The organism is Streptomyces sp. NPDC001770 (genome assembly GCF_053596135.1).
Window position 1 is genome coordinate 93,269 of the sequence record NZ_JBSFFN010000012.1, and the last position, 25,907, is coordinate 119,175.

Sequence of the window (25,907 nt, forward strand, 5' to 3'; positions counted from 1 at the left end):
GCCTGCCCGTCCCGGGCGAGGCGGCCGGACCGGACGGTCGCGGCGGCCGGTCAGCGCGGGGTGCCTCCGTCTTCCGGCTCGCGGTCCAGGCCGAAGATCTGCTCGGCGCGGGTCTTCGCCAGTGTGTCCACCTCCGCGCGGAAGGCCTGCGGATCGTGTCCGGTGCCTCGGGCGAAGCACTCCAGAATCCCGGCGCGCGCCAGGTAGGAACCGTCCCGCCGGGAGCGGTCCCCGGGTTTGGCCGTGGGGTGGAGGACGGTCTCCCGGCTCGTGGTGTCGGGCGGTCGTCTCACTTCGGTGACGGTGCCGGGCGGCAGTTTGAGGAAGGCCGTCGCGCCGATGCCCAGGGGGACAGCCGGAAAGTCCGGCAGCCGGTCGAGCCGGCCGCGGTACGAGGCGATGTGGAAGTCGTACGGGCTGTAGCCGTAGACCCGCTCGACCAGGTCCATGATGCCGTCACCGCCGGGCCGGGCGGCGACCTCGACCACGCTGAGCCGGTCTCCGTCGACCAGCACCTCCACATGGGCGACCCCGCGGTCGATGAGCAGGGCCTCGCACGCGTCCAGCGCGACGCGGCGCAGAGCCTGGTTCTCCGATTCCACGCTGGGCACCAGCTGCCCCATCTCCGAGAAATAGGGGGCCCCGGCCTTGGACTTGTCCGTCACCGCGAGGACGACGCGCTCGCTTCCGTGGTTGGCGACCTCGACGGAGACCTCGTGCGGAGCGGAGACGAACTCCTCGGCCTGGTAGCGCCCGTCGGCGAAGTCGTAGAGGGGGGCGACCTCCAGCAGTGAGGCCCGGCAGTAGTCGAACGCGGCGGGCAGCTCCTCGGCCGAGGCGACCATGACGGTACCGACGTTGCCGGCGAAGTCGCGCGGCTTCAGCACCAGCGGGAAGTCGAGACCGGCGGCGGCCTGCCGCAGTTCGTCCAGGGTGCCGAACGTCCGGTGCCGCGCGCAGGGCACCCCGGCCTGCTCGAACGCCAGCTTCATCGTGTGCTTGTCCCGGACCAGCGCCAGGCAGTCGTCCGAGATCGCGGGCAGCCCGTAGTGGCGCGCGATCGCGACGGACACGTGCACGTTCATCTCGATGACGGGCACCACGGCGTCCGGCCGCAGGCCGGTTTCCTTCTCGAAGTCGAGCACCGCCGAGAGAGCCTGCTCGGCGTTGCAGTAGTCGGCCTTGAGCACGTGATCGAAGAACCGGTTGCCCAGCGGCGTCGCCGGGCTGGTGCTCATTCCGAGTACAGGGCCCGGGTAGGTGCGCAGCGCCGAGACGACGGCACGCTCCCGCAGGGGGATGTCGGCTCCCAGCAGCAACAGGTAGCGGTCGCCGTTGTCCGAGGCGGCGGCGTGGTTCAGCATTCCTCGTCCGCCAGGCCGCCGCGTCCGCTGACGTCGTAGGTCGTCACGACCACATCCCGGTACGCCGGCCGGCCCGGCACCTTCGGGGTGATGGGAGTGACGTAGTGCACCACGTCCTCGTCGGCGAAGTACAGGGTCTCACCGGGAGCCATCACCCGCTCGAACAGCATGTCGCCGTCGTCGCTCTCCTCGCCGTTCACCCTGGCCTCCCGGACCAGCGAGATCCCGCCGCTCATGTTCCCGACCGCGATGCAGGTGGCGGAGACCAGGTCGTAGCCGTCGCGGTGGAAGCCCTCGGGCACGGGAAGGCCGACTTCGTCGTCGGTGGCGACGATGCGGATCTGGTGGCAGTTGATCTCGAACTCCTCGGCGTTCAGCAGCTCACGGGTCCGCGGGTCACGGACGAGCCGCTCCGTGAAGTCGCGTGCGGCGGGGCCCAGCGGAGTGGCCTGCCGGGTGAAGCCGCCGGCGTAGTGGTTGATCTTCTTGGCCTGGAAGAAGGACAGGTTGTCGAGCCAGTCGATCTTTTCCCCCTTGATCGCGGCCCGCCCGAAGGCGCGATAGCGGAAATGGTCGCCCTCTTTCAGGAACTGGTCGACAGGAAGTTCTGCGTAGCTCGCGATCATCGCGTCCGATATGTGGCCGATCGAGCTGTGCAGGGAAAAGCGCATAACTGCCTCCTGGGGTGCCGGCGGGCTCTTTCGCATCAGCAAAACACGGCGTTCGACGGCCGGTCAACACAGTGTGAGCTAGGCATATTGGACTCTCATGGGACGGTAAATTCTGATTCTTCGGAACCTGCTGCGGGGGTGCGGGACGGAAAGGAATCGGACGCACCCGCATTCGACTATCGGAATCGCTGTCCGTTAGTCGGGGCAGAAAAGCCGCACGGCCGGATCTTCCTCGTGACTCGGGGTGGCTGGTATCGGACATTGATCTGCAGGGCCGCTCCGGCCAACTGCAGATCTTGGCCGGAACGCGCCGATGGACCTCCGGCGGCAGACCCGTATGCTCTCGGCCGAAAGCTTTCTTGGGTGTGCCGCGAAACTGCTGCCGCTGCTCTTCGTCCGGCTATTTCGTGCCGGTCGTCCGGCCTCACCCGGGGCTTGACTGTCGGTTTCCCGTGATGGCATCCGTAGTGGGTCGCAGAAAACCGAAGGGATTGAATCGGCCGTGGACGGTTACGAGCCCGGAAAAAACCCGCTCTGTATCCACGAGAAAGTGGCTCGGCGGGCTCTCGCACACCCGCACAAGGTGGCCGTCCTGTGCGGATCCGAAAAGCTGACGTACGCTCAGCTCGATATGCGGGCCGACAACTGGTCCCGCGTCCTGCGGGCCCACGGCGTGGGGGCCGGTGACATCGTCGGCGTACTGGCCCACCGGTCCGCCGCCCTGATCGTCACCCTGCTCGCCGTCCTCAAGACCGGCGCCGCCTACCTGGTCGTCGATCCCGGCGACCCGGACGCCCGGTGCGCCCGGCTGCTCGCGGACGCGGGCGTCGGCGTGGTGGTGGCCGAGGAGGGACAGGCCGGACGGGTCCCCCCGCACTGCCGCGCGCTGGCCCTGCCTGACACCGGCCTGCCCGCCGAGAGGCCGCCGACCGGTGACGACCTGGTGCCGGCCCATCCTGACCAGCTCGCCTACGTGAGTTACACCTCTGGCTCCACCGGCGAACCCAAGGGCGTCGAGGTCCCGCACCGGGCCGTGGCCCGGCTGCTGTACACGCCGGACTGGATCGACATCGGGGCCGAGGACGTCTTCCTGGAGCTCGCTCCCGTCGCCTTCGACGCGTCCACGATCGAGATCTGGGGCGCCCTGGTGAACGGCGCCCGCCTGGTGGTCCACGAAGGCCGGACCGCCGAACTGGACGAACTGGCGAAGGTGATCCAGCAGGAGGGCGTCACCGTACTGCTGCTCACCACCGGCCTGTTCAACCAGATGGTGACCCGGCATCCGGAAGCGTTCGAAGGTGTCCGCCACGTTCTGACCGGCGGTGACGTCGCGTCGGCCGGTCACGTACGACAGCTCATGGACGCCTGTCCCGAGCTGCTGTTCACCAACGGTTACGGGCCCACCGAGAACACGTCCTTCACGACGTGCTGGACCACGACCACCCCGCCCGCGGCCGACGAGCCGGTGCCCATCGGCCGGGCGGTCAAGGGCACCCGCATCGCGATCCTCGGCCCGGACCTGCGACCGGTGCCGGACGGGGAGGCCGGCGAGCTCTGCACGTCCGGCGACGGACTGGCCCGGGGCTATCTCGGACGGCCCGCGGCCACCGCCACCCGGTTCGTGGCCGATCCGTACGCCCTCGAGCCCGGTTCCCGTATGTACCGCACCGGCGACCTGGTCCGACGGCGGACCGACGGCCTCGTCGAGTTCCTCGGACGCGTCGACAACCAGGTGAAGATCCGCGGCTTCCGCGTCGAACCCGGTCACGTGGAGGCGGTGCTCACCCGGCATCCGGACGTACGCGACGCGGTCGTCGTCCCCCAGGAAGACGCCTCGGGCAACAAGCGCCTGCTCGCCTACGTCCTCCCCGAGCCGGCCGCGGCGTCCGCCGACGGCCCCGGCGCGGCGGAGTTCGGGGCCCGTCTGCGCGAGGCCCTGAGCACGGAACTTCCGCCCCACATGGTGCCCTGGGCCGTACTGCTCCGGTCCGAGCTCCCGCTCAACCGGAACGGCAAGGTCGACCGCAGGGCGCTGCCCGCCGCCACCCGCGTCGCCCGCGGCCTCACCACCCCCCTGATCCTGCCGCGCACCCCGCTCGAAGTGCGCCTCGCGGCGATGTGGGGCGACGTACTGGGCGTGGAACCCGTGGGCGTCCAGGACGACTTCTTCGCGCTGGGCGGTCACTCCCTGCTCGCCGCGCAACTGCTCGCCGCACTCAGACGAGAAGTGGGCGCGGACGTCTCCGCCCGCACCCTCTACCTCCATCCCACGATCGAACAACTGGCCGTCGAGCTCTCCTGACGGCCGGCCCGGTACCCCAGAGAGGAAGAAACATGGCATTCGACACTTCTCTTCAGCGGAGCCTCGCGACCGAGATCGAGGCCAGTGGTCCCGCCCCCGCCCTCGCCGCCGCGGCCGCGCTGATGGAAATGGGCGACCGGCTCGGCGTGACGGACGCCATCACCGTGGGCAAGGACTTCACCGTCGCGGAGATAGCCGCCGCCACCGACCTCCCCGAGGAGGGCGTGGCGGGATACCTGGAGGCGCTCGAATCGGCCGGCATCATCGACGCGGTGGACGCGTCCGGCGAACCCGGGCGGTTCCGCACGTCCGCCGAGTACGCGCGCATCCAGCACCAGGCGGGCTACCTGTCCTGGACCATGAACGCGAACCGCCCGTTCATCGAGAACGCCCGTGAGTACCTCACCCACCCGGGCAAGCCGACCGGCGCCTACACCCGGGACGGCCGTCAAGTGGCCATCAGTTCGCAGTGGATGGGCGCCCAGGCCTTCTACCCGGCCGCTCTGGACGCCATCTTCCGCCTCGAACCGGAGCGCGTCGTCGACCTCGGCGCGGGCACCTGCCGACTGCTGATCGAGGTGCTCCAGGCGTTCCCGGGCTCCACCGCCGTCGGCCTCGACCTCGACCCGGCATCGTGCCGCGCGGCCGAGAAGGCCGCCGTGCAGGAGGGCGTCGGCGACCGCCTCACCGTGGTCGAGCGGCCCATCCAGTCCGTCGCCGACGACCCGGGTCCGCTCGCCGGAGCCGACGTCATCCACGCCGGATTCGTCTTCCACGACATGATGCCGGAAGAGGAGAGCGTCGCCGACAAGGTCCTCGCCCAGTGCCGTGAGGCGCTGCGCCCCGGTGGCGTCATGGCCATCACCGACGCCGTGCCCTACGTGCGCAACCCCCGGGAACGGGCGTTCAGTGCCATCGTCACCTATTACCACCAGCAGTTCATGAAGCGGAAGCTGCTCACCGAGCAGGAGTGGCGGGACAAGCTGCTCGCCGCGGGCTTCAGCGCGGTGGAGGTCGTCGAACTCGGCTTCCCCACCGGCCGGCTCTTCCTCGCGAGCCGCTGATGGCCCCGAACGGCACCAGCCCCTGGTTCCCTTACCCGGCCGAGGACGCCGACGAGCGGACGAGCCTGCTGTTCTGCCTGCACCACGGAGGCGCGGGCGCATCCGTCTACCGGGACTGGCAACGGCTCCTCGGCTCGGACGCCGAGGTCGTCCCCGTACAGCTGCCGGGCCGCGAAGCGCGGCTGGCCGAACCCGCCGAGCGCTCCCTCGTGGCACTCACCGAGCGGCTCGCCGGACCCGTCCTCGAACGGGCCGGCGAACGGCCGTTCGCCTTCTTCGGGCACAGCATGGGCGCGCTCCTGGGATACGACCTCAGCCACGCGCTCACCGCGGCCGGACGGCCCCCGGCCCACCTGGCGGTCTCCGGTTACGTCCCACCGCACGCGCGGGCCCGAACCTCCGTACACGCCCTGTCCGACGACGACTTCCTCGCCCACGTCACCGGACTCCAGGGCACGCCACCGGAGATCCTCGAGAACCCGACCCTGCTCGAACTGGTCCTGCCGATCCTGCGGGACGACTTCGCGGCCTGCGAGACGTACACGTACGTCGAGCGCGGACCGCTGGACGTCCCGATCGCGGTCTTCGCGGGCCGGTCCGATCCGAGTGCGCCCGCCGCCGGGATGGCCCGCTGGGCGGAACTCACCCGGGCCGGCACGAGCGTCGACGTCTTCCCGGGCGGTCACTTCTACCTCCAGGAATCCCTGCCGGAGCTGCTGGAAGCGTTGCGGAGCCGGCTGTCGCCGGCCCCTGCCGCGGTCGCGAACGGGGGCGACACGCTGTGACGACGATGACGGAGGAGGCCGCACGGCCGTCGGTGCCGGACCTGTCCGACCCGCTGCTGCACCAGAGGGGGGAGGCGGGCCCCGCCCTGGCGCGGCTGCGGCGGGAGAGCCCGGTCTGCCGGATCCGGCGGGCCGACGGCTCGGCCTTCTGGGCCGTCCTGACGTACGACCTGATCACCCGTGTACTGTCCGACGCCGGCACCTTCAGCTCCACCGGGGGGATGCGGCTCGACGCCGATCCGGTGGCGACCAGGGCCGCGACCGGCAAGATGATGGTCATCACCGACCCGCCGCGGCACGGCATGATCCGACGGGTCGTCAGCGCGGCCTTCACCCCGCGCATGGTGCACCGGTTGCAGGAGACCATGCGGACGATCTCGGTCGAGGTGATCGAGAACGCCCTGGAGCAGGGGGACTGCGACTTCACCGAAGTGGCGGCCCGACTGCCGCTGTCGGTGATCTGCGACATGCTCGGAGTACCGCGCGCCGACTGGGACTTCATGCTGTCCCGCACGATGACGGCCTTCGGCGTGGGCGGCGATCCCGGACCGGAACAGCGGCAGCGGATGGCCACGGCCCACACGGACATCTTCCTCTACTACGACGAACTGATGCGTCTGCGCAGGAAGGAGCCGCAGGAGGACATCATCAGCGCCCTCGTGCACGGCCGGATCGACGGCAGGCCGTTGACCGAGGAAGAGATCATCCTGAACTGCAACGGGCTGATCTCCGGCGGCAACGAGACCACCCGGCACGCCACCATCGGCGGACTCCTCGCGTTCATCGAGCACCCCGAACAGTGGCTCCGGCTCCAGGCGGAGCCTGGGCTGCTGCCGACCGCGGTGCAGGAGATCCTGCGCTTCACCACGCCCGCCATGCACGTGCTGCGCACCGCCACCCGTGACACCGAACTCGGGGGACAGCGCATCGCGGCCGGCGACATGGTCGCGGTGTGGCTGGCGTCCGGCAACCGGGACGAGTCGGTCTTCGAGGAGCCCGACCGGTTCGACATCGGCCGGCAGGAGGTGAGCCGCAACCTCACCTTCGCCTACGGGAGCCACTTCTGCATCGGCGCGGCACTCGCCACCACGGAGCTGAACACCTTCTTCGGCGTCCTGGGACAACGGGTGGCGCGCGCCGAGCCGACCGGCGAGGTGAGGCGCATGCGGTCCAACCTCATCGGCGGAATCGAGCACCTGCCGGTGCGGCTGATCCCGCGGGACCGGCGAGCGGACGCGTGAACGGGTCTGTGACCGCAGGCGAGTGACGGACACGCGAACGGGCGGGTGCCCCGCGGGGCACCCGCCCGGACACCCCGGCGACCGGCCGTGCTGCGGGACCCGCGGTGCGCGTTCCCGATCGGGATCATGAATCCGCGAACGGCTGGAAATGTCTGTCGCCACCAGCGACTTTCCGGAAATGTGTCTTGATTTCTCCGATGGTGTGGACGCCGAAAGGTCGAGACGCGCGCAAGAAAGCGGATTTTGGTGTTCCGCCCGACGTGTTCCGCCCGACGTGTTCCGCGGTGCGGGACGGGCGGGGAAGGGAAGGGCGTCAGCAACGGGAGGAAGAGCGCCGAATACGGGAGAAAGGGCACCAAGTGCGGGAGGGAGAGCATCAACTGCGGGCACGTGTCCGGGAAATCTCGAAATCTGAGACCTCGTTTATGGAATCTTGATGATCCCCGCGAAGCGTGATCTCCTGCACCAGGCATCCAGGAAACACCTGACGCAGCCATTGATCATCTGCTGGTAACGGGGGGCCCATGAGGCACGAAAAGAACGGGCCGGAACACATCCGGCATCTGCATACACTCGGACCGCACGGCACCAATCTGGAAGCCGCGTCCCACGAGTGGCTCCGGCGGAGCGGCATCCGGGGAACGGTGGAGCTGCACTCCTCCATCGAGTCCGCGCTCGACGCCGTGCCCGACGACGGACAGCACGCGCTGGTCGCCTGCGCGGTCTATCCCGCGCTCCACACGCTGGTCTTCAGCAACCTGCACCGGCTGCACATGGTCGACAGCTTCGTCATGCCGACGCACAACATGGTGCTCGCCACCCGTGGTGCGGCCCGGCCCGCGACCGTCGCCTCGCACCCGGCGCCGACGAGGCTCATACCCGCCGGCACGGAGATCCGTGAGGTACTGAGCAACTCCCAGGCGGCCATCGACTGCGCCGAGGGCCGGGTCGAGGGCTGCATCACCACCCATGTCGCCGCCGAGAACCACGGACTGCGCGTGGTACGGGACTTCGGCGCCGTACCCATGGTGTTCACCATCCACCAGGTGCTGGCGGTCGACATCGAGAGCGAGCAACTGCTTCCGGCGGGTGCTGCGCTGTGACCACTGTCGCCACCGCCCCGGTCCCCGCAGGCCCGGCGGCCGACGCCGACGAGCTGACCGGATCCCTCATCCCGAAGGTCGACCTCTTCCGGCAACGGCAGCTGGACGACGGGACCGTCCCCGGAGCCACCGAAGCGGACCGGGAGCTGCTCGGCCGGATCCGCGACGAGGCGTGCGCCTGGTACGGACGCCGCGGCCGGGACGGGCAGGCGCTCGCCCTGGCGGCCGACGTCGACGGCTGGCTCGCGGCCGGCCTGGACACCCCTCCCCACTTCGCACGCTCGCGAGACGCCCTGCGGGTGCCCGAGGACGGCTCGGACGTCTTCTTCCTCGCACCGCTGCAGAGCACCAACAGCGCGCCGCCCGTGGGCAAGCGGCTGGACTGCTTCTTCGCCCTGCGCAAGGAGCCCGCCGCGCTGGCGGATCTCGCCGTGTCCTACCCGCACCCCAGGAACAACTGCCAGTCGCTGGTGCTCATCACCGGCAGCGCGGGCTTCAGACAGGGCAACTGCCTGGTGTTCTTCCCGGAGAACGTGGCCGCTCACGACAAGATCACCGAGCAGCCGTACGCCATGTTCTTCTACAACAAGATGCGGAAGATCCACGAGACCTACGCGCTGTCCGGAGCGGAGGCCGTCCTGACACCGGAGACCCTGCCCCGGGCGTCCACGGGTCTGGACGCGGACGTGTGCTTCGAGGCCCGTGCCATCTGGGGCTACCTGCACGACTCGATGCACTACCAGGGGCTCTGGCCGTTCGACGAGCACATCTCGCTGAAGATGAACTGGTTCGTCGGGCTGCTCGAAGAGATCAAGGTCGACGCGAAGACCGTGCTGGCCTGCGCGGACAGCGGCGTCGTCCCGTTCGCCGAGGAACAGATCGACATGATCCTGCTGGAGCGGGTCTTCCGCTACCCGCAGGCGGACGACGCCACCCGCAACTTCGACTCGGGCACCGGGGTCTTCCTCTACTCCTGGCTGCGCGAGCACGGTGCACTGGCCGGTACTCCGGCCGACGGCGCCCTGCTCCGCTTCGACCGGGCCAAGGCCCTCGACGCGCTGCGCGAGTTCGTCACCACGGTCGAGAAACTGGAGGCGGACGTCACGACCGACGACGAGTACCGCGCGGCGGCCAGGGCGCTGGTGCGCCGCCACCTCCCCGCCCCCGAGCCCGCTCCGGCCGGTTCGCCGCGGCAGCGGTACGCCTTCACCGAGGACCAGCGGGTGCTGCTGCGGGCCAAGCAAGGGCTGGACAGGATGCCCGCGCTGGAGTTCGAGCGCGCGGAATGGTGACGGACACGTCCCCCGCCCGCCGGGGCGCGCGTCTCGCGGTGCCCGGCCTCTCGGTGCTCATGGTCCTGCTGCTGGCGGCCGGCTGGGTGCTCGCCGGCCATCTGGTCGACGGCGCCCCTCCGCTGGCGGTCGCGGCGGGGCGGACGGCGTCCAGCTTCGTGGTCATCACCGTCGTCGCGCTGCTGCACCCCCGGATGCGGTCCGAGGCCCGGGCCGCGACCGCCCGCGGTGGGAGCGTCGCGCTCCTGGCGTTCCTCGGCTTCTTCGCGTACTACTCCGGAACGCTGCTGGGGACCGGCTTCATCGGAGCCTCGCGCGTCGGCCTGATCGTCTCCCTGCTGCCCTGCATCACGTTCGTGATCGGCGTCTTCGCCTTCCGTGAGCCCTCGTCCCGGCGCAAGGTCCTGGGCACGGCGCTGGCCGTGGTCGCGGCCTTCGGGTACGCCCTGGCCGACGGCTCCGCGGGCGGCGGCCAGGGCTCCGGGGCAGACGGCGGTGCGCTGGTGAGCGGCGGCCTGCTGGCTCTCGGCGGCACCTTCACCTACGCGGTGTACGGCTACGTGTACCGGCGGCGCATGGCGGACCTGGCACCGGTCGCGTCCCTGCCCGCCATCACCGGGGCGGGCACGGTCATGCTGGGGCTGACGGTCGCCCTGTTCGTCCCGATCGGCGGCGTCTCCCCCGCCGACTGGGGCGGCATCGCGGCCCTCGGCGTGCTCCTCACCGCTCCGGTCTTCCTCATCTCGCACGAACTCATCCTGCGCAAGGGTCCGTTGTTCACCTCCGCGCTCGCGCTCGTCGTACCGTTCCTGGTGCGGCTGGGGGAGTGGGCGCTGGGCCGGGAGACCGCACCGGGACCGCTCGTGATTCTGCTGCTCCTGCTCTGCGCGGGCGGTGTGTGGCTCACCATCGCCGGTGGCCGAGGTGCCGGGCGCGCCGCGAGCGGGGCGGCGGAGGCCGGGGCGGACACCGGGGAAGGAACCGGAGTGCGCACCCGGCATGGAGCGTAAGGAACGTGCAATGGCAAAGGATCGTGTGATGACGACGGACAGCCCCCATCCGACCCTCGTGCTGGTCTACCAGCGCACCTCGCTCCCCTGGGTCTTCGAGAGCGCGGAACGGGCCGGTATCGACCTCGTTCTGGTGCCCCGGCCCGACGAGGCGGTGTCCGAGGACCGGTTGCCGCCCGCCGTGGCGGACGTCCTGCGGTTCGACTTCGAAGCCGACCGGGCCGGCGCGCTGGACGCCCTGCGGCGGCGGTACGAGGAGAAGCCCTTCCAGGGCATCGTGACTCTCTACGACCCCGCCGTGCCGTTCGTCGCCGAGGCCGCCGAACTGCTCGGGCTGCCCGGCATCGGCCGCGACGTGGCGCTCGGCGCGCAGGACAAGCGCGTCATGCGGGAGCGGCTGGCCGCGGCGGGCCTCAACGTGCCGGGATTCGTCCGGCTGGACGAGCCGGCCGACTGGGAGAAGGCCGCGGGCCTGACCTTCCCCGTCGTGGTGAAGCCCGCCCACGGCTTCTCCAGCCTCGGCGTCACCAAGGCGGAGTCCCCGCGGAGCCTGAAGAGCGTCGTGGACGAGGTGTGGCGGACCAGCGCGAGCAAGCTGGGGCACGTGGACGGCCTGGTGGCCGAGGAGTACGTCGACGGCCCCGAGTTCGCCGTCGAGTCCCTCGCCCACCGTGGTGACGTACGGGTTCTGTCCATCGGGTACAAGGGCGACCCCCAGGGGCCGCACTTCGAAGAGGGCGTCTACCGCGCGCCGGCCACCCTGCCCGACGCGGTCCAGGACGACATCCGGCGTGAGGTGGTCGCCGCGCACAAGGCCCTCGGCATCACGGACGGCCCCACCCACACGGAGTTGCGGCTGCGCGGAGGTGCGACGCCCTATCTGCTGGAGATGGGGGCCCGGATCGGGGGCTCCGGGGTGTCCCACTACATCGCCTCCGGGGTGACCGGCATCGACTTCGCGGCGCAGGCACTGCGGATCGCCGCCGGAATCGCCCCCGAACCGCCGGGCTCCGAACCGCCGGGCTCCGATCCGCTGTCCGAGCCCGTGGGGGCCGCGGCCAACTACATCGTTCCCTGCGGCGGATACGGACGGATCACCGCGATCTCCGGACTGGACGAACTGCGTGACGACCCCCGGGTCGATCACGTCGTGCAGATGCTCTTCCCCGGCGACGTCGTGAGGCCCTACCCGGACTTCACCGGCTATCCGGCGTTCGTGCTGTCCCGGCACGCGAACACCGCCGAGACCGAGGAGTTCCACCGCTTCCTGGAGCGGGCCGTCCGTATCGACTACGCGGACGACACCGACCACAGCCACCAGGAGGAGCAGGCGTGACTCCCACCCCGTTCGACGACCGTGACGGCGTGATCTGGCTGGACGGAACGTTCGTACCGTGGCGCGACGCCCAACTGCACGTCCTCTCCCACGGGCTGCACTACGGCGGCGGCATCTTCGAGGGCATTCGCGTGTACGGCGGGCAGGCCTTCAAGGCCGCCGAGCACTTCGAACGCTTCCACGCCTCGGCACGGGAGCTGAACTTCCGCGTCCCGTTCGGCCCCGGTGAGCTGGCCGCCGCCATGCGGGAGACCGTCCGGCAGCAGGAGATCGTCGACGGCTACGTCAGGCCCGTGGCCTGGCGGGGCAGCGAGCAGATCAGCGTGTCCGGGGCGGGCACGTCCGTGCACGTCGCGATCGCCGCGTGGGAGTGGCCGCACGTCTTCTCCGACGACGCGCGCATCCGCGGCATCCGGCTGCGCACGTCCCGGTGGCGGCGTCCTTCCCCCGACACCGCGCCGGTACGGGCCAAGGCGGCGTCGCTGTACAACATCTGCACCCTCGCCCGCGACGAGGCGGAGGAGGCCGGGTACGACGACGCCCTCCTCCTGGACTTCCGCGGACACCTGGCGGAGGCCACCGGAGCCAATCTCTTCCTGGTGATCGACGGAGCCCTGCACACGCCGACCCCGGACACCTTCCTCGACGGCATCACCCGGCAGACCGTCATCGCCCTCGCCGGGGACCTGGGGATCGACGTCCGCGTACGGCACATCCCGCCCGGCGAACTGGACCGCGCCGACGAGGTCTTCCTCACCGGCACGGCCTACGAAGTGCAGCCGGTGAGCGCCGTGGACGGCCGTTCCTACGAGGTCGGAAAGGTCACCGCGGCGCTGGCCGAGGCGTACACCGCTCTGACCCGTTCCGCCGCCGTGCTGTAGCCGCAAGCCGTATCCGGCGCGCCTCGCCCGCTGCCGGAGCATGAAGAACACCGCCCCCTGCCGGAAGTCCGGCAGGGGGCGGTGTCGCAGGGGGACCCGGCCCGGGCCCGTCACCGCGTCAGTCCGGCGGCGGGCCAGTGGGCGGCCGGGTCAGGGAGCGGTGCCCCAGGAGAGCGTGCCGCCCACGTAGGCACCGATCTTCGCCGCGTCGGCGAAGGAGGTGTTGGTGCCGCGGCTGTAGTCGTCCGCCTCGTTGAAGTTGGACCAGTCGCTCTTGTTGATCCGGAGCTGGATCTCACCGGTGGAGGCGCCGGCAGCCAGGGTGCCGCTGCCGAAGCCGACCTCCAGGTAGTGGCTGGCGCCGGTCGCCGAACCGCCGCCCGTCACGCCGAGGGTCACGGTTCCGCAGCCGACGACCGCGTAGTCGCACGCGGTACCGAAGGTGGAGGCCCCGGTCTCAGGGGTGAACCAGTAGCGCAGCTTCACCGTGGACAGGTTCACCGCGGTGCTGCCGGTGTTCACCAGCTGGAGGGACAGCCGGATCTGGTTGTCGGTGGCGGAGGAGTCGGTGTTCTTGTACTGGACCTTGAGCGTGCCCGTCCCGGTGCCGCCGCCGCTGGTCGCGGAGGTGGTGACGGAGAGGGCGCTGGAGGCGGCCGAGATGTTGCCGGCGGCGTCCTTGGCCTTGACCGTGTAGCTGTAGGCGGTCGAGGCGGTCAGGCCGGTGTCGGTGTACGAGGTGGTGGTGGAGGAGCCCACCTTCACCCCGGCGCGGAAGATGTCGTAGCCGGTCACGGCGGTGTTGTCGGTGGACGCGGTCCAGGACAGCGAGACGCTGGTGCTGGTCTTCGCGGTCGACGTCAGGCCGGCCGGGGCGGTGGGAGCGGTGGTGTCGGTGCCGCCGCCGCTGGTCGCGGAGGTGGTGACGGAGAGGGCGCTGGAGGCGGCCGAGACGTTGCCGGCGGCGTCCTTGGCCTTGACCGTGTAGCTGTAGGCGGTCGAGGCGGTCAGGCCGGTGTCCGTGTACGAGGTGGTGGTGGAGGAGCCCACCTTCACCCCGGCGCGGAAGATGTCGTAGCCGGTCACGGCGGTGTTGTCGGTGGACGCGGTCCAGGACAGCGAGACGCTGGTGCTGGTCTTCGCCGTGGACGTCAGGCCGGCCGGGGCGGAGGGAGCGGTGGTGTCGGTGCCGGTGCCGCCGCCGGTGATCGGCGGGTAGGCGTTGCGGACGAGCTCCTGGAACTGCGCGGAGAACCAGTGGCCCGCGAGCGGGGAGTTCGGCAGGGCGCCGGTCATGCTGTTGCCGTTGCGGCCGTTACCGGTGTACGTGGGGTCGCACATCCGGTCGAAGCCCTTGCCCTCGTCATTGGCGACGGGGGCGCTGTTGCCGTCCGACTCGCCCGGGGGCTTGGCCCAGACGTACGCGTCGATCCCGGTCTCCGGGGCGGCGGTGGGACGCTCACCGATGCCGGCGCCGCTCTGGTTGCACCAGTTGCCCGCGTGGATGCGGCGGTCGACCCGGCCGCCGTCCACGTAGGCGTCCACGCTGGTCGTCGGACCCGGGGCGGTGGGCCGTGCGGAGCCGCCCCAGCCGTTGCGGGCGGTGTCGATCAGCATGCCGATGTTGGAGTTGAAGCCCTGGCTCACCAGCAGGGTGCGCAGCGCCTGGGCGAACGACAGCTCGTCGACGTAGTAGTTCCAGTCGACCCACTTGGACTGGCGCACCGTGGTGCCGTTCACCGAGTCGGTGACCTTGAAGTTCGGCTCCTTGAGAGCCGAGTAGTTGGCCGTGTTCACGATGAAGCCCGTGACGTCGTTGACCGTGGCGCCCTCGGACGTGGCGGCCTTCTTGAACTCCGCCGCGGCGGGGCTCATGTTGCTGTCCCAGCCGAGCCAGCCGTGGTGGGCGGCATCGATGTAGTTGTAGACGTTGGGGATGGCGCCCAGGGTGTGCAGCGCGTAGCCGACGCCCTTCTCGTAGTTGCCGTTCGCCTTCATCGTCGCGCAGGCGTCGGTCGAACCGGCCGTGCCGCCCGCGTTGGTGACGATGTTGGGCAGCGAGTCGGGCTCGATGATCGTGACGATGCGCAGGTTCGCGTACGCCGGGTCCGCGAGGATGGCGGCGATCGGGTCGATGTACTCGCTTTCGTACCGGCCGAGCTCGGTGGGACCGAGCTCACCGTTGGACGCCAGCGCGGCACAGTCGCGTCCCGGCAGGTCGTAGATGACGACCTGGAACAGGTTCGCGCCCTGGGCCAGTGCCGTGTCGAGGTGCGCCCGCAGGCCCCTCGCCTCGGAGGAGCCCGTGATGGCCGCGATGCGGTCCATCCAGACGAAGGCCGGCGTGTTGGCGATGGCGGCGCCGCCCGGTTCGGCCGCCGCCTTGGCGGACCAGTCGGGGTTCACGTACGCCGTCGCACCCACGTAGGGGTTGTCGACCCGCGCCGTGGCTGCTGCGGAAGCGGGGGTGGCGGGAACGGCGACGGCGAGCGCCGCGCCCATGGCCAGGGCGGAGACTGCGGCCAGTCTCCGGCGCAAGCCGTTCTTGATGGTGCCTCTGGTACTCATTGCGGCTCCGTGCTCCTCTCATACGCCCGCGGTTGCTCGCCGCGGACGGGTTCATGGGGTGTCGACCGGGAGCGGGTCGCCGGGTCAGGGCTCACTGCTCCCCTCAGGTCCCGCCGGTGGGGTGCGGGAACCTGCGGTGCGTCGTCGGGCTGGGGGTGTTGCCCCGATGGCGGGTACGGCGGGGCGGTGGGTGTCCCGCCATCGGGAGTGGGAGGGGGCGCCCCGGCCGGAGCCGGGGCCACCCGGCCGGTCAGGGAGCGGTGCCCCACGCGAGGGCGCCGGCGACATAGGCCCCGACCTTGGAGGAGTCCGCGTACGCGGTGTTGGTGCCGCGGCTGTAGTCGTCGGACTCGCTGAAGTTGGACCAGTCGCTCTTGTTGAGCCGCAACTGGAGCTCACCGGTGGACGCGCCGGCGGCCAGGGTGCCCGCGCCGCCGGTGAACCCGACCTCCAGATAGCGGTCGGCGCCCGTCTTCGGACTGGAGACCGCGACCACCGAGTGGGTGATGTTGGACGAGCCGAGCGCGGCGTAGTCGCAGTACGTGCCGAAGGTGCTCGCGCCGCCGTCGGAGGAGAACCAGTACCGCAGCTTCACCGTCGACAGGTCGATCGGGGCGCTGCCGGTGTTGACCACCTGGAGGCCCATCCTGATCTGGTTGTCGGTGGCGGAGGAGTCGCTGTTCTTGTACTGGACCTTCACCGCTCCGGTGCCGGTCGAGCCGCCCGACTTCGTGGTGGCGGAGACCGCGGCCGACAGCGCCGAGGTGTTGCCCGCCGCGTCCCGGGCCGCGACCGCGTAGCTGTACGCGGTGGCCGCGGCGAGACCCGGGTCCGTGAACGTCGTGGTGGTGGCGTTCCCCGCGAGCACCCCGTTGCGGTACACGTCGTAACCGGTCACGGCGGTGTTGTCGGTGGCGGCCGACCAGGAGAGCGAGACGCTGTTCGCGGTCGTCGCCGTCACGGCGAGACCCGCCGGGACCGTCGGCGCCTGGGTGTCCCCGCTCGGCTGGCCGCCGCCCGCCACCAGCAGTTCCGCGTAGATCGCGAAGGCCAGCGCGAGCGCCGCCTGCGCCCAGAACCGGTGGTAGGTGAACGTGGGTGCCGCGCCGCCGTCCAGGTAGGCCTGCACCTTCGGCCAGTCCGGGTCGTTCTTGTACCAGCTGCGGATGCCGATGAAGGTCGATCCCGGCTTGATGGCGTCGCCGTTCGGCATCTTGCCCGACCAGCCGGCGGGGATGTACACCTCGTCGTCGAACCGGTTGTAGTCGCGCCGGACCTCCGGCACCGAGATGCCCTTGGTGGTGGTGTTCAGCGCCATCGCGTCCAGCAGCGCCTTGGCGAGCGCCGCGGCGTTCTGGTCACCCGACTTGGCGGCGTAGTAGGTGAGCGTCTTGACGTACGCGGCACCCACACCGACGTCGTTGGAGTAGTCCACCACCGTGACGTGCAGACCCGCGTTGGTGCCGGGGGACGCCGCGTTCCAGGTGTCCGGCTGGCCCGACCAGTTGAGCGTCGAGGGGAAGCGGAAGCTGCCGTCGGAGCCCACCGTCGTCTGGGACGAGGCCCAGGCGACCCACTTGGAGAGCACGGCCTTCGCGGACGCGTTGCCCGTCTCGTGGTAGTACGCCGCCAGGCGCTCCATGCCCCACGCCTGGAAACCGAACCAGTTGTTGCTCGCCGGGTCGTGGTAGACCGGCTGCCAGTCGTACGCCATGCCGTAGAAGGTCGACGTGCCGGCCGGAGGCTTGCTGTAACTCCCCTCCCAGCTGTTGGTGCAGCCGCCCGCGAACGCGCCCTCGCTCGACTGCAGCCAGGTCAGGAACTCCAGCTGCCGGGTCAGGCTCTTGGACCAGTCGCCCCTGGCCGTGGCCGACTTGGGGGTCAGCGCCGGTACGTTGGACAGCGCCCAGGCCGCCAGCGGGTTCTGGTAGCCCTGGTGGGAGGCGCTGTCGCCGATGCGCCAGGCCCATCCGCCGCCGCTGCCCGCCGCGGCCCCGCCCCAGGCGTAGTACCAGGAGAGCAGGTAGTGCTGGGAGTCACGGCCTGAACCGGCCGGGCAGGAGGCCGGGTCGGTGCAGTCGCCGACCCGCTTGAAGTACTTGTCGAACATCGCGTAGCGGAGGTAGTCGCCCATCTTGGCGGCCTTCGCGACCGAGCTCGCGACGTCGCTCGCCTTGCCCTGGGCGGTGGCCCAGCGGTTCGCCCAGTAGGCAGCCTGCACCGCACGGGCGTCGGCGTCCGGCGCGTTGGTGTACTTCCACTGCTTGGCGTAACTGGAATCGCCGACGAACAGATCGAGGTAACCGTTGGGGCCGCCGTACTTGAACAGGTCCGTGGTGGGCTGGGGGACCGTCTCCCACACCGATTCCTGCGCACCGCGCTGGTAGGTGTTGATGAAGGAGGCGCCGGCGCCCGGTCCGGCCTCGCCGCCGGTGCCCGGCTTGTTGCCGTAGCCGTACACGTTGTCCAGGTCCATCAGCCAGTGCATGCCGTAGACGTCCATCGTCCCGTAGGACGCGGCGAGCTCCGTGGCGAGCGGGTCCGCGCCGGACTTGACCGTGCCGTCCAGGGCGGAGGGGTAGGCGCTCGGCAGCGGGTGCTCCGGGGCGTAGGTGGCGGGGGACGACGGGTTGTAGGAGTCGGCGGTCGACTGGTCCGCGTGCTGCGGAATGATCGTCTTCTCGGCCACGGTCCAGGCAGCGTTGAAGGGCGCCCAGTTGCCGGTCACCCTGCCGTACGCGGCCTCCAGCCACATCCAGAAGCTGACGGCCTCCGACGTCGTCTGGTGGCCGTGGTCGGGGGCCTCGACCATCAGGGTCTCGACGGAGTGGTACGGCAGGCCGTCCGGGCTGAAGTAGCCGTTGGCGGGTGCCTTGATCTTGGCGTACTGGGTCAGGAAGGCCTGGGTGTACGGGTCGTCGGCCGCGGCCGTGGCCGACGCGGCACGAGCTCCGCTGTCGGCCGCCTGGGCGGCGGGCTTGGCGACGGCTATGCCCTGTGCCATGCCGATGGCGACGATGCTGCCACCGAGGGCGCTGCTGAATGTTCTACGTGATATCGACACAAATCCTCCGCTGGCGGGTGTCGTTGGGGGAAGGGAGGGGTGCGGGAAGGGGAAGGAGGGGGAAGGGCAAGGCGTTCGTCGAGGGGGAACGGGGCGGTGCGGCCGGGGGCCGGCGATCAGGGCTCGATGCCCCAGACCCGCTCGCCGCCCACGTACACGGCGACCTTGGGGGCGTCCGCGTACGAGGTGCCGCTGCCGTAGCTGTAGTCGTCCGACTCGTCGAAGACGGACCAGTCCGTCTTGTTCAGGCGCATCTGGATCTCGCCCGTCGTGGCGCCCGGGGCGAGGCTGCCGCTGCTGAAGCCCACTTCGAGGTAGTGGTCCGCGCCGGCCTTCGGGGTACCCGCCGCGAGCACCCGATGGGTCACGGCGGAGCAGCCGATCGGCGACCAGTCGCACCACGTGCTGTATGTGGCAGCCCCGTTGCCGGCGGTGAACCAGTACCGCAGGGTCACGTCCCGCAGACTGACCGCCGTGGTGCCGGTGTTCACCAGTTCGAGGCCGGGTTTGATCTGGTTGTCGCCCACCGACGAGTCGCTGTTGCGGTACCGCGCCTTGAGCGCCCCCGGGTCACCGCCCTCACCGCCGTCGTCCCCGCCACCGTCCTCGCCGCCCAGTGCGGTGCGCACGGCGGAGAAAGCGGGCTTGGGTGCCAGGTTCTCGTCGTACAGGTTGGCCGCGCCCTGGCCCGGGAACGTGCTCGGGACCCAGGAGTACTTGTCCGTGTAGTCCCAGACCGTGATGCCGACGCAGCGCCCGACCGCCAGGCAGGCCTCGACGACCTGCCGGTAGTAGCTGGACTGTGTGGTGGTCTTGGCGGCATCGGCGGGCAGTTCCATGCGCACGTCGAGTTCGGTGACCGCCACGTCGAGGCCGAGGTCGGCGAACCGCTGCATGTTCGCCCGCATCTGGTACGGGAAGCCGTACTGGACGGCCAGATGCGCCTGCATGCCGACTCCGTCGAGCGGTACACCCTCGGCCAGCAGTTCGGTGACCAGGGCGTACATGGCGTCGCTCTTCGCGCCCAGCCCCTCGATGTTGTAGTCGTTGAGGTACAGCTTGGCGTCCGGGTCCGCTTCATGGGCGGCGCGCAGGGCGGTGGCGACGTAGCCGGTGCCCATCGCGTTGTAGAAGGGACTCGTGCGGAAGGTCCCGTCCTCGTTGAACGGTTCGTTCACCACGTCCCATGCGGCGACCGCGCCACGGTAGTGGGTCGCCTCCTCGGTGATGTGATGGGTCATCGCGGCCTCGACCTGCGCCGACGGCAGCGCGCCCACCCAGCTGGGCAGCTGGCTGTGCCAGACGAGGGTGTGGCCGCGCACGGTCTGGCCGTGCTGCGCCGCGAAGTCGGTGATCACATCGCCCTTGGCGAAGTTGAACTGGCCCTGGACAGGCTCGGTGGTGTCCCACTTCATGGAGTTGCCCGGGGTGATCTGTCCGAACTCGGAGCCCAGGGTTGCCGTGTAGGCGGCATCGGTCAGTTCGGGGTTGTCCGTGGCGGAGCCGAAGTACTTGCCCTGGGCGGCGGCGAGTTCGTGCAGGGTGTCCTGCTGGGCCGCGGTCGCCGGCCCACTCGCGAGGGCGAGGGCGAGGGTGAGTGCTCCGGCCAGGAGGACCGGGAGACCTCTGGCGCGGTCGTGCCTGGAGCGCTTCATTGAGCTCATGACAAACCCCTTCCTCTGCCGGGCGGTGTGGAGAGTGGCGGGGCGCGTCCGTGCCTCGCCACGCCCCCTTCACCACCTGGTGCTGGTGGTGAAGGGGGTAAGTGGACTGTGCGGGTACTGGTGTGGGAGCGCTCCCAAGGTGACGTGGTGTCGAGCACCTGTCAAGACTTGAATCACAACTGTCTTACGGGCGCGTTAACGCGACCACACCTTGAACGGGCTTTACCGCAGGTGGGGTTGTGACTCGTCGAATAAATTCGACGCGCGTTGTCGCCGTCGAATGAATTCGACGCACGCTGTCACCCGTCGAATAAGTTCGACGCATGTTGTCGCCGTCGAATGAATTCGACGCGCGTTGTCACCCGTCGAATGAATTCGACGTACAGCGAGGAGCGGCGGGACCCGCCGAGGAGAGCGGTGCCTTTCCGGCCGCGGCGAGAACACCCGAGGAGGTGTGCGGCCTTGGTGCGTTACCGTTCGCATCCGTGTAACGGAAGGCCGTTCCGCGCCTGGCCGGCGGTAAGGGGAGTGCGCCCCTCCGGCGGCATCGGGAGGGCCGCCGCGGCGGTCCGTGCGTGTCGCGCGGGGCGCCGGGGGAGCCGGTGTCCACGGTGCGGTCATGGCATCCACATGGCCACGGGGGACGGGGCACCTCCGGGCCGGCCGTACCGCCGATCCGTCGGGGTCTCGCCCCGCGCGCGGGCGCCGGTGGGCGAGGTCGTTGCCGGGGCGCGGCGATCGGCTGCCTGCGTCCCGTTCCGCCTCCGCACCTGCAAATCTCCCCGACCGGTACGTGCTCGTCGTCCACCTCCCCGGACGCACGGCCGGCTGCCGTCCTCGTCGCCCTGCCGGAGTCCCGGCGGGCCGGGCCGACAGCGGACCGCTCCTTGCGATCATGGCCGGGTGAGCGACCGACGCGCGAAGGGCCTGGGCACCATGAAAGAGAAGAACTCCCGCACTCCGGGCGAAGAGGCTGTTCGCGGCGCTGCCCCGCACGGCGCCCCCGTCGGCGGTGCTCCCGTCGGCGGTGCTCCTGGGGGGCGTGCAGCCGTCGTCCTGAGCGACGAGCCCGGCTCGTTTCCCCGGGGTGTACTGGCCGAGCGCCACCCCGCTCTCATCCGGCAGGTACGGGACGCTCTTCCGTACGGCCGCCGACAGCACGAGGCCCTCGATGCCCTGCTGGACGAGATCGCCGACGACGTCGTCGGACCGCTCGACCCCGCGGACCCCGACCACGGGCCATGGGCGCTCTGGGCGGAGGAGTACGTGGGGGGCTCGTGGTTCGACGCCCCGTTCCTCTGGGCCGAGAACTACTTCTACCGCAGGCTCCTCGGCGCCGTCGGGTACTTCGGTCCGGGACCGTGGCGGGGAGTCGACCCCTTCGCGCCGTTCAAGCGGGCCGAACTGCGGGGCGAGGCGGTCGAGGAGGAGCTGCGGGCCCTGGACGCGCTCGCCGACGCCCCGGCCGGTCGGCGGGGTGCGGCCCTCCTGCACGCCTCGCTCTGGGGCAACCGCGCGGACCTCGGCTTCCGCATCTCGGCGGGGGAGCAGGTGGGGGCACCGGTGGCGGACGGCGCCGCGGCCTCGGCGCTGGTCGCCGACGACAGCGCCCTGCTGTGGCACCTCCTGCCCGTCGGCGCCCCGGCCGCGGTGGCCGTGGTGGCCGACAACGCGGGACGCGAGCTGATCCCCGATCTCGTCCTCGTCGACCACCTCCTCGAACGCGCGCATGCCGAGCGGGTCGTGCTGTACGTCAAACCCTCCCCGTACTTCGTCTCCGACGCGATGACCGCCGACGTGGTCGACTGCCTCCGCCGCCTGGTCGAGGCACCCGGAGAGGCGGGCCGGACGGGGGACCGGCTCTGGATCGCCATGGCCGGAGGAAGCCTGGAGATCCGTACCCACCCGTTCTTCTGCGCCCCGTTCGGCTACGAGGAGATGCCCGAGGACCTGCGGAACGAGTTCGCGGGCGCGGCGCTCACCATCCTGAAGGGGGACCTCAACTACCGCCGCCTGGTGGGCGACCGGCGTTGGGAGGCCACGGTGCCCTTCGCCGATCGCACCGCGTACTTCCCGGGGGCCGTCGCGGCCCTGCGGACGCTGAAGTCCGACGTCGTCGTGGGCCTGGAGCAAGGAGTGCTGGACACCCTGGAACAGTCCGGTGCCCCCTGGCGTACGAGCGGCACGCACGCGCTGATCCAGGTGCGGCCGTAGGGAGTGTGCCGGAAGTCGCGTCGTCCGCCCCGAGGGCGGGTCGGACGGAGTCCGGTGCGTGTGATCGCGAGGCGGGGGGCCGCCCCCGGTTCCGGATGTGCCGGGGTGATCCGGACAACGCGGCGGGCGTACGTGCGCCGCGTTGTCCGGACATGCGGGACTTTCGGCACACCCCCCTTGCGCCGGACAGGGATGACGCGGGGGCCCGGCCGCGGGTCGCGGGTGCCCGCGCGACGATCACGCCGGTCGGTGGGAGGTGAGGGCGTCGTCGGTAGCCGTGGGGCGACGGACGACGACGCCCTGCCGGGCGTGGGGATCAGCCCGCGCGACGCGTCCTGACTCCGTCGACCTCGAAGTCGTAGACGGCCCCGTTGATCCGCAAGCCGTCGACGGCGCCGATCCACATGTAGTCGCGGCCCTTGCCCACCGCGGCGGTGAGGATGGCCGGCTGTGTGCCGCCGTCGTCGAGCGCGGTCTTCAGCTGCGGGAAGGTGCACGGGGTCGCCAGAGTGCAGCCGGTCACGGTGCCCGCGTTGCCCGTGAGGATCCACGTACCGGTCGTGGTGGCGTCCAGGTAGCCGCTCCAGCGGTTCGTCACCGGGGAGGCCGGCGGCATCCACACCATCGACGAGAAGGTGGTGGCCGGGGCGGCGGCGAGGTTCGGATTGATCTCGAACGTGATGTCCGGCATGTTCGCCGGGCCGCCGTAGGAGACGTTCTCGCCGGTCTGGAAGACGTGGAAGCCGACCTTGTCGAGACCCCGGGTGCCAAGGACCGGCTTGCCGTAGAAGTCGACCTCGTTGCCGAAGCTGACCTTCTCACTGGACGGAGTCAGGGAAGTGGAGCGATCCGCCACCTCGATCCCGAGGCTGCCCCGTCCGTAGGGCGGCCTCGCGGCGGTTCCCGTCACGCCGAACGATCCGTACGGGCCGTTCCGCGGAGCAGCGACGGGAGAGCCGATCGTGTTGCGGGTGATGACGCCCCAGTGGTCCGGGCTTCCCCGATCACCGCCGGCCGGGGCGGAGACCGGAACGGTTCCGGCGCCGATCGCGGCCAGCGCCGTTACCCCAAGCGCGATCTTCCACTTCATGGTGAAGCGAGCGCTCACGCTCACTCCTTTCGTGGGTGGTACGTGGAGGGCAGGACAGACGCCTTGGCCAGGCCTGCGTTTCGCACGACACGGTAGGGATCGTCAACGGTGGAACCGGTCGCGACGCCTCACGTCCGCGGCATTTAATCCCCATGGCGGAGTGACCCCGCAGCCGTTCCGCGAGCGCTCGGGTGTCCTTGGTCTTCCTCGGAGTCGGGTTCTCGCCGGGCGGCGGATCGGGCGCGATCCGCCGCCCGGCGTTCAGCCGGTCGCCGCCGCGGTCAGTCGAACTCCTCGATGTACTCCTCCGGTGGGCCGAGTTCGGGACGGTCCCGCAACTCGACTTCCTCGCCCAGCTGTTCCAGTTCGAGGACGGTGATGATGTTGTCGCCGGAACGCAGCAGCGGTGCCGGGCAGTACAGGGTGACCTGGGGCCCGATCTCCCAGTAGCGGCCGAGCAGGAAGCCGTTGACCCAGACGAAGCCGCGCCGCGAACCGGGCAGCGCGAGGAAGGTGTCCGCCGGGGTGCCGACATGGAGCCGGGCGACGGCGAACCCGGTGGTGGGCGTACCCGGGCCGGTGGCCGGCGTGCCGGGGTCATCGGCAGGCGCGTGGCCGGAGGCGAACGCCTCGGTGAGTTCCGCGTCGGACCACTCCTGGAGCGCGACCGGCGCGCTCTCCCAGCCCTGCACGGTGCGCCGGTCGACCAGAACCGGGCCGAGCAGGCCCTTGTGCCCGCCGACGGCCGGTCCGTAGTTGATCCGGCCGAGGTTCTCGACCAGGACCTCCAGTTCCACGGTCTCGCCGGTTCCCGCCACGGACAGTTCCCGAGAGTCGGCGTCGGCGATGCCGAGGAAGGCGCCGTCGACGAAGACGAGGGCGCGGTCGCGTACGTCGGTGAGGGTCAGCCGGTGCGTGCCCGCCGGGATGCGCGGGTGCGCGGTGTACAGGACCATGCCCGCGTCCAGGCCGAGTTGCTCGAACGTGGCGGGGCGCGGGGCGGTGCTGGTGGTCGTCGGCCGTACGGCGCGCAGCCCGGGGAGAAGGCCGGCCCGGTGCGTGAGCGGGACGCGGGCGGGCGGGAGCGTCGGCAGCCGCTCGGGCGACCGGAGGGGGCCCTCGGCGCCGAGCGCCTCGCGCATGGCGAAGAACTTCGGTGTGAGCCTGCCGTCCTCGGCGATCGGCGCGTCGGAGTCGTAGCTGGTCACGATGGGTTCCAGCCGGCCGTCCGACTCGTTGGCACCTGCCCACAGACCGAAGTTGGTGCCGCCGTGCGCCATGTAGATGCTGACGCTGCCGCCGTCCGCGACGATGCCGCGCAGGGTGTGCACCGCGCTCTCCACGCCGCGTACGTGGTGCCGCTTGCCCCAGTGGTCGAACCAGCCGTTCCAGAACTCGGCGACCAGGAAGGGCTCTTCGGGGCGCCGGCCCGCCAGGAGCCGGCGGGCGGCCTCGGGCTTGGAGCCCAGGGTTGCGGCCATCAGGGTGCCTGGCAGGGAACCGCCGTCCAGCATCAGTTCGGTGGGGCCGTCCGCCGTGAACAGCAGCTCGGTGATGCCCCGTTCGGTCAGGGCCTCGCGGCTCCAGCGCATGTAGGCGTGGTCGTCGCCGTAGCTGCCGAACTCGTTCTCCACCTGCACCGCGACGACCGGCCCGCCCTCGGACGCCTGGAGCGCGGCGATGCGGGGGATCAGGTCGTCGAACCAGGTGCCGACGGCCGAGGTGAACAGCGGGTCCGAACTGCGCAGGGCGAGGTCGCGGCCGGTGATCCAGCCGGGCAGACCGCCGTTGGACCACTCCGCGCAGATGTAGGGGCCGGGCCTGACGATGACGTCGAGGCCCTCCTCTCCCACCGTACGGATGAAGCGTTCGAGGTCCCGCCAGCCGTCGAAGTCCGGCGCCCGGTCCTCGCGCGGCTGGTGGAAGTTCCAAGCCACGTACGTGTCGATGGTGTTGAGCCCGAGATCGGCGATCCGGCGGATGCGGTCCCGCCAGAGATCGGGATGGACCCGGAAGTAGTGCAGCGCTCCCGACAGAATGCGGTGCGGAACGCCGTCGCGGTACATGCGGCCTTCGCGCCAGGACAGAGCGGCGGTGGCGGGGCCCGCCACCGCATCGTCCGTGGGGCGTGCCGAGGGGATGTGTGTCGTGGGCGACTCAGTCACGGCGCGAGCGTATGTTATCGATGACATGTATAACAAGCTTGGTAGAGTCCAGCAGCCGATCCCGGAGGATGGAGCGTCTTGAGCGAGGACATC

General features: G+C 70.5%; 17 protein-coding genes. 10 read left to right on the plus strand and 7 right to left on the minus strand.

Annotation, left to right across the window (positions count from 1 at the left end):
- Positions 1–50: 50 nt before the first annotated feature.
- Together ACWCSV_RS13505 and ACWCSV_RS13510 are read right to left on the minus strand one after the other, a co-directional pair.
- Positions 51–1,364 carry an ATP-grasp domain-containing protein gene (locus ACWCSV_RS13505; RefSeq protein ID WP_451141649.1) on the minus strand — a complete coding sequence of 438 codons (1,314 nt, stop codon included), beginning with the start codon at positions 1,362–1,364 and terminating at the stop codon, positions 51–53.
- On the minus strand, positions 1,358–2,035 hold the full coding sequence (locus ACWCSV_RS13510; protein ID WP_451141651.1) for a 2OG-Fe dioxygenase family protein: 678 nt from the start codon (positions 2,033–2,035) through the stop codon (positions 1,358–1,360). The genes ACWCSV_RS13505 and ACWCSV_RS13510 overlap by 7 nt, the downstream gene beginning before the upstream one ends.
- A 550-nt stretch (positions 2,036–2,585) precedes the next feature.
- Between ACWCSV_RS13510 and ACWCSV_RS13515 the strand changes: the two genes are divergently transcribed.
- The 9 genes from ACWCSV_RS13515 to ACWCSV_RS13555 all read left to right on the plus strand — a co-directional run bounded on the left by ACWCSV_RS13515 (position 2,586) and on the right by ACWCSV_RS13555 (position 13,049).
- Complete coding sequence (locus ACWCSV_RS13515; RefSeq protein WP_451141653.1) at positions 2,586–4,337, plus strand: amino acid adenylation domain-containing protein; 1,752 nt, start codon at positions 2,586–2,588, stop codon at positions 4,335–4,337.
- 32 nt (positions 4,338–4,369) lie between these two features.
- The gene (locus ACWCSV_RS13520) at positions 4,370–5,401 is read left to right on the plus strand and encodes a methyltransferase (protein WP_451141655.1); all 1,032 of its coding nucleotides are present in this window, start codon (positions 4,370–4,372) and stop codon (positions 5,399–5,401) included.
- On the plus strand, positions 5,401–6,186 hold the full coding sequence (locus tag ACWCSV_RS13525; protein ID WP_451141657.1) for a thioesterase II family protein: 786 nt from the start codon (positions 5,401–5,403) through the stop codon (positions 6,184–6,186). Before ACWCSV_RS13520 ends, ACWCSV_RS13525 begins: the two co-directional genes overlap by 1 nt.
- A gap of 5 nt (positions 6,187–6,191) precedes the next feature.
- Positions 6,192–7,427: a cytochrome P450 gene (locus tag ACWCSV_RS13530; RefSeq protein ID WP_451141791.1), complete on the plus strand. Its 1,236-nt coding sequence runs from the start codon at positions 6,192–6,194 to the stop codon at positions 7,425–7,427.
- 524 nt (positions 7,428–7,951) lie between these two features.
- The gene (locus tag ACWCSV_RS13535; RefSeq protein WP_451141659.1) at positions 7,952–8,530 is read left to right on the plus strand and encodes a bacilysin biosynthesis protein BacA; all 579 of its coding nucleotides are present in this window, start codon (positions 7,952–7,954) and stop codon (positions 8,528–8,530) included.
- On the plus strand, positions 8,527–9,822 hold the full coding sequence (locus ACWCSV_RS13540; RefSeq protein WP_451141661.1) for a DUF6421 family protein: 1,296 nt from the start codon (positions 8,527–8,529) through the stop codon (positions 9,820–9,822). The genes ACWCSV_RS13535 and ACWCSV_RS13540 overlap by 4 nt, the downstream gene beginning before the upstream one ends.
- Entirely contained in the window at positions 9,816–10,832 is a 1,017-nt protein-coding gene (locus tag ACWCSV_RS13545; RefSeq protein ID WP_451141663.1) for a DMT family transporter, read from the plus strand. Before ACWCSV_RS13540 ends, ACWCSV_RS13545 begins: the two co-directional genes overlap by 7 nt.
- 10 nt (positions 10,833–10,842) lie before the next feature.
- The gene (locus tag ACWCSV_RS13550; protein WP_451141665.1) at positions 10,843–12,168 is read left to right on the plus strand and encodes an ATP-grasp domain-containing protein; all 1,326 of its coding nucleotides are present in this window, start codon (positions 10,843–10,845) and stop codon (positions 12,166–12,168) included.
- Entirely contained in the window at positions 12,165–13,049 is an 885-nt protein-coding gene (locus tag ACWCSV_RS13555) for a branched-chain amino acid aminotransferase (RefSeq protein ID WP_451141667.1), read from the plus strand. Before ACWCSV_RS13550 ends, ACWCSV_RS13555 begins: the two co-directional genes overlap by 4 nt.
- Positions 13,050–13,199: 150 nt before the next feature.
- On the opposite strand, the gene ACWCSV_RS13560 is transcribed toward ACWCSV_RS13555, so the two are convergent.
- From ACWCSV_RS13560 to ACWCSV_RS13570, 3 genes are all read right to left on the minus strand, one after another.
- Positions 13,200–15,551 carry a glycoside hydrolase family 6 protein gene (locus ACWCSV_RS13560; protein WP_451141793.1) on the minus strand — a complete coding sequence of 784 codons (2,352 nt, stop codon included), beginning with the start codon at positions 15,549–15,551 and terminating at the stop codon, positions 13,200–13,202.
- 316 nt (positions 15,552–15,867) lie between these two features.
- Positions 15,868–18,621 carry a glycoside hydrolase family 48 protein gene (locus ACWCSV_RS13565; RefSeq protein WP_451141795.1) on the minus strand — a complete coding sequence of 918 codons (2,754 nt, stop codon included), beginning with the start codon at positions 18,619–18,621 and terminating at the stop codon, positions 15,868–15,870.
- 176 nt (positions 18,622–18,797) lie between these two features.
- The gene (locus ACWCSV_RS13570) at positions 18,798–20,345 is read right to left on the minus strand and encodes an endo-1,4-beta-xylanase (RefSeq protein WP_451141669.1); all 1,548 of its coding nucleotides are present in this window, start codon (positions 20,343–20,345) and stop codon (positions 18,798–18,800) included.
- 936 nt (positions 20,346–21,281) lie between these two features.
- Between ACWCSV_RS13570 and ACWCSV_RS13575 the strand changes: the two genes are divergently transcribed.
- Entirely contained in the window at positions 21,282–22,559 is a 1,278-nt protein-coding gene (locus ACWCSV_RS13575) for a damage-control phosphatase ARMT1 family protein (RefSeq protein ID WP_451141797.1), read from the plus strand.
- A gap of 316 nt (positions 22,560–22,875) precedes the next feature.
- Here ACWCSV_RS13575 and ACWCSV_RS13580 read toward each other — a convergent pair whose 3' ends face one another.
- Together ACWCSV_RS13580 and ACWCSV_RS13585 are read right to left on the minus strand one after the other, a co-directional pair.
- The gene (locus tag ACWCSV_RS13580) at positions 22,876–23,667 is read right to left on the minus strand and encodes a hypothetical protein (RefSeq protein WP_451141671.1); all 792 of its coding nucleotides are present in this window, start codon (positions 23,665–23,667) and stop codon (positions 22,876–22,878) included.
- 263 nt (positions 23,668–23,930) lie between these two features.
- Positions 23,931–25,841, minus strand: a complete 1,911-nt coding sequence (locus ACWCSV_RS13585) for a glycoside hydrolase family 35 protein (RefSeq protein ID WP_451141673.1) — start codon at positions 25,839–25,841, stop codon at positions 23,931–23,933.
- Positions 25,842–25,907: the final 66 nt, after the last annotated feature.

Excerpts from the sequence above, each read along its gene's own strand:
- ACWCSV_RS13505 (WP_451141649.1), bottom strand. The coding sequence starts at position 1,364 with ATGCTGAACCACGCCGCCGCCTCGGACAACGGCGACCGCTACCTGTTG.
- ACWCSV_RS13510 (WP_451141651.1), bottom strand. The coding sequence starts at position 2,035 with ATGCGCTTTTCCCTGCACAGCTCGATCGGCCACATATCGGACGCGATG.
- ACWCSV_RS13520 (WP_451141655.1), top strand. The coding sequence starts at position 4,370 with ATGGCATTCGACACTTCTCTTCAGCGGAGCCTCGCGACCGAGATCGAG.
- ACWCSV_RS13525 (WP_451141657.1), top strand. The coding sequence starts at position 5,401 with ATGGCCCCGAACGGCACCAGCCCCTGGTTCCCTTACCCGGCCGAGGAC.
- ACWCSV_RS13530 (WP_451141791.1), top strand. The coding sequence starts at position 6,192 with ATGACGGAGGAGGCCGCACGGCCGTCGGTGCCGGACCTGTCCGACCCG.
- ACWCSV_RS13535 (WP_451141659.1), top strand. The coding sequence starts at position 7,952 with ATGAGGCACGAAAAGAACGGGCCGGAACACATCCGGCATCTGCATACA.
- ACWCSV_RS13545 (WP_451141663.1), top strand. The coding sequence starts at position 9,816 with ATGGTGACGGACACGTCCCCCGCCCGCCGGGGCGCGCGTCTCGCGGTG.
- ACWCSV_RS13550 (WP_451141665.1), top strand. The coding sequence starts at position 10,843 with ATGGCAAAGGATCGTGTGATGACGACGGACAGCCCCCATCCGACCCTC.
- ACWCSV_RS13560 (WP_451141793.1), bottom strand. The coding sequence starts at position 15,551 with ATGGGCGCGGCGCTCGCCGTCGCCGTTCCCGCCACCCCCGCTTCCGCA.
- ACWCSV_RS13565 (WP_451141795.1), bottom strand. The coding sequence starts at position 18,621 with ATGGCACAGGGCATAGCCGTCGCCAAGCCCGCCGCCCAGGCGGCCGAC.
- ACWCSV_RS13570 (WP_451141669.1), bottom strand. The coding sequence starts at position 20,345 with ATGAGCTCAATGAAGCGCTCCAGGCACGACCGCGCCAGAGGTCTCCCG.
- ACWCSV_RS13575 (WP_451141797.1), top strand. The coding sequence starts at position 21,282 with ATGAAAGAGAAGAACTCCCGCACTCCGGGCGAAGAGGCTGTTCGCGGC.
- ACWCSV_RS13585 (WP_451141673.1), bottom strand. The coding sequence starts at position 25,841 with ATGTCATCGATAACATACGCTCGCGCCGTGACTGAGTCGCCCACGACA.